The organism is Rhizobacter sp. P2_H2 (assembly GCF_056403375.1).
Genome location: NZ_JBFUFP010000552.1, coordinates 1 through 3,619 on the forward strand (window position 1 = coordinate 1; position 3,619 = coordinate 3,619).

Genomic DNA, 3,619 nt, shown 5'->3' on the forward strand with positions numbered 1-3,619 from the left:
GAGGCTGTGGAGCGCCAATAGGGACGGGGCGCCGGAGCTGGCTGGTTTCATGGCCCGCGTGCGCAGCACGCTTCGTGCACTGACTGTCGCCCACTGTTTGACCACAACGAACGAAGTGAGTGGMGGGAGTTTGGGCGACGGGCCATGAAACCAGTCAGCGCAGGGCAGTCATCGCCCCCTGGGGCGATGACCGACCCGGCCGGCGAGCCACAGCCTCCCCGCACGCGCCTTCCGCGCCACGTCACTCCGCCGCCGGCCGCACGTCCGCCTCCGCCCCCATCCAGTCCTCGACGTTCTCCAGCTTCGGCAGCTCGCGCACGTTGCGGATGACCGGATGGCGCCCCGCCACCGCGGCCACCAGCAGCGCAAAGGCGCCGGCGAACACCAGCGAGGCGCGCAGCCCGACGTGCTCGCCCAGCCAGCCGCCGAGCAGTGCACCCGGCCCGGCCGGGATCAGGATCAGCCAGCGCATCGTCGCCGTCATGCGGCCGAGCAGCGGCTCCGGCGTCACCGCCTGCCGCAGCGCGAGGAAGTTGATGAAGATCAGCACCGCGCCGGCCGAGAAGCACAGCAGCATCGCCGCGAAGGCCGCCACGCCCCAGGAGTTGGCCGGCGCCGCCGCCAGCACCAGCCAGCCGACGCCGCAGATCACGAAGCCCAGCACCAGGCACGGCCCCGGCCCGTAGCGCCGGCTGATGCGGTTGCCGTACACGCTCGCGAGGATGGTGCCGCCGCCCATGCCCATGTAGCTGAGGCCGATCGCCTGCTCGCCCAGGCCCAGCGTGCGGGTCGCGAACAGGATCTGCACCACCAGCGCCGCGTGGTGGCACATCTGCCACAGGCCCACCGCGGTCGCCAGCGCGATCAGCAGGCGCTGGCTGCGCACGAAGCGCACGCCGGCCTGCAGGTCGCGCCAGAAGTGCGCATCGGCGCGCGGGCGGCGGATCTCGACGATGCGGATGCCGCGCAGGATGCCGGCCGACAGCAGCAGCAGCGCCGCATCGACCAGCAGCGCGAGCGGCGCCCCCACCAGCTTGATCAGCGCGCCGGCCAGCCCCGGCCCGGCCACCTCGGCACCCGAGGTGGCGAGCGCGTTCTTCGCGTGCGCCTCCACCAGCCGCTCGCGCGCCACCACCTGCGTCAGCACGATCTGCGCGGCAGTGCCGGCGGTCGTGTAGACCGTGCCGATCACGAAGGCGACGACGTACATCCACGGCATCGTGAGCCAGCCCATCCACCAGGCGAAGGGCACGCTCGCGACGACCACCGCCAGGCTCGATTCACCGAGGATGTAGACCGGCAGCTTGCGCACCCGGTCGAGCCAGACCCCGGCCGGCAGCGAGAACAGCACGAAGGGCAGCGTCTCCATCATCGTCAGCAGCCCCATCTGCGTGGGCGAGGCGTGCAGCAGCAGCGCGGCGGTCAGCGGCAGCGCGAGCATCGTGACCTGGCCGCCGAACGAGCTGATCAGGATCGAGGTCCAGAGCCGGCGGTAGGTGGCGTCGTGCAGCAGGTCGCCCACCGGCAGCGCCAGGCGTGCCCGCCAGCTGCGGCGCCAGGCCGCCAACCGTTCCGACAGCCCGGACACCCTCCCTCGCACGGGCCGGCGAATCATCGATTCCCTCTCATATTTATGCGGCATTGGTCTCAACCGGAACCGCACAGTGTGCCGCGGTTCGCTACCATCCGTCTCTCAAGGAGGTGCACGACATGCAAGCCCTGCAGATCCTTCACCTGGAAGACGACACGCTCGACGCGGACCTGGTCCAGCGCGAGGTCGCGCGGCTCGACATCCGGTCGAACTGGGTGACGGTCAGTTCCAGCGAGCAGTTCTTCGAGGCGATGGAGAACACCCGCTTCGACGCGATCCTCTCCGACAACCGCGTGCCCGGCATCGAGGGCCTGCAGGCGCTCGAGGTCGCGCGGCAGCGCCGGCCCGGCATGCCGTTCATCTTCGTCAGCGGCAACACCGATCCGCGCTGGGCCGAGCACTGCCTGGAGGCCGGCGCCACCGACTACGTCCCGAAAGACCAGCTGTTCCGCCTGCCGAGCGCGCTGCGCCGGCTGCACGACGCGCGCGAGGCCGAGCGGCTGGCCCGGCTCACGCGCGGGCGGGCGCTGCTGGTCGACCTGGTGAAGGAGCTGTCGCTCGCGCGCAGCGTCGACACCATCGTGCGCATCGTGCGGCGCGGCGCACGCCAGCTGAACCAGGCCGACGGCGCCACCGTCGTGATGCGCGACGGCGAGTTCTGCCACTACGTCGACGAGGACGCGATCGGCCCGCTCTGGAAGGGCAGCCGCTTCCCGCTCACCTCGTGCATCAGCGGCTGGGCCATGCTGAACGGGCAGGCGGTCGCGATCCCCGACATCTACCTCGATCCGCGCATCCCGCACGACGCCTACCGGCCGACCTTCGTGAAGAGCCTGGTGATGGTGCCGATCCGCGCCGAATCGCCGATCGGCGCGATCGGCAACTACTGGGCGAACACGCACGACGCGACGCCCGACGAGGTGGAGCTGATCCAGGCGCTGGCCGACTGCACCTCGCTCGCGTTCGAGAACGTCGCGGTCTACGAGAGCCTGGAGCGCCGCGTGCAGCAGCGCACCGCCGAGCTGCAGGAGGCCAACAGCGAGCTGGAAGCCTTCACCTACTCGGTCTCGCACGACCTGCGCGCGCCGCTGCGCGCGGTGCAGGGCTACACCGAGATGCTGCTGGCCGACGCCTCGCCGCCGCTGCAGGGCCAGTCGCTGCTGTTCGGGCAGAGCATCCTGGCCTCGGCGCACCGCATGCACGCGCTGATCGAGGACATGCTCAGCCTGTCGAAGGTCACGCGCGCCCAGGTGCGCGTGCAGCCGGTGCACATCGGCGCGATGGCGCGCGACATCATGAGCACGCTGCAGACGGCGTGGCCGCAGCGCAGCGCGCAGGTCGAGCTCGACGCCACGCTGATGGCYGACGGCGACGCCGGCCTGCTGCGGCTCGCGCTGGAGAACCTGCTGTCGAACGCCTGGAAGTTCACCGGCAAGCGCGACGACGCGAAGATCTCGTTCAGCGCCGAGGCGCAGAAGGACGGCCGCCTGGTCTACTGCGTGCGCGACAACGGCGCCGGCTTCGACATGGCCTACGTGCAGCAGCTGTTCGAGCCGTTCCGCCGGCTGCACCGGGAATCGGATTTCCCCGGCACCGGCGTCGGCCTTGCGATCGTGCGCCGCGTGGTGCAGAAGCACGGCGGCGAGATCTGGGTGCACGCCGAGAAGGACAAGGGCGCGAGCTTCTTCTTCACGCTGCCCCGCGCCGGCAGGGCACGCTAGCTAGCGCATCCGCTCCTTCAGCAGCGCGCGCAGCCGCTCGCGCAGCTCGGGCGTCATCTCGCCGAGCGCGCCGCGGCGGTTCGCCGGGATGTGCGCCGCCGCGTCGCGCCCGRCATCGAACACGTAGTGCTCGAAGATCGCGGCCCAACCGCGGCGCTCCTCGGCGGGCAGCGACTTCAGGCACAGCAGCACGTGCAGCAGGGCGTCGAGCGCCGACGGCACCGGGTCGCCCGCCGCCAGCGCGCCGCGCCACCAGTAGTTCACCAGCATGTTGAAGCCCGCGAGCGACTCCACATGGTGCCACCAC

General features: G+C 71.0%; 2 protein-coding genes and 1 pseudogene. 1 reads left to right on the forward strand and 2 read right to left on the reverse strand.

What is annotated here, in order from left to right:
- Positions 1-241 precede the first annotated feature (241 nt).
- A complete protein-coding gene (locus tag AC1D15_RS22265) occupies positions 242-1,588 on the reverse strand; it encodes an MFS transporter (protein ID WP_477827681.1) in 1,347 nt (448 codons plus the stop codon).
- Positions 1,589-1,710: 122 nt separating this feature from the next.
- Here AC1D15_RS22265 and AC1D15_RS22270 point away from each other — a divergent pair, with 122 nt between their 5' ends.
- Positions 1,711-3,312 (forward strand): sensor histidine kinase, encoded by a 1,602-nt coding sequence (locus tag AC1D15_RS22270; protein ID WP_465114041.1) that lies wholly within the window; start codon positions 1,711-1,713, stop codon positions 3,310-3,312.
- On the opposite strand, the pseudogene AC1D15_RS22275 reads toward AC1D15_RS22270, so the two are convergent.
- A pseudogene (locus AC1D15_RS22275) lies at positions 3,313-3,619 on the reverse strand (cupin-like domain-containing protein); the annotation flags it as partial.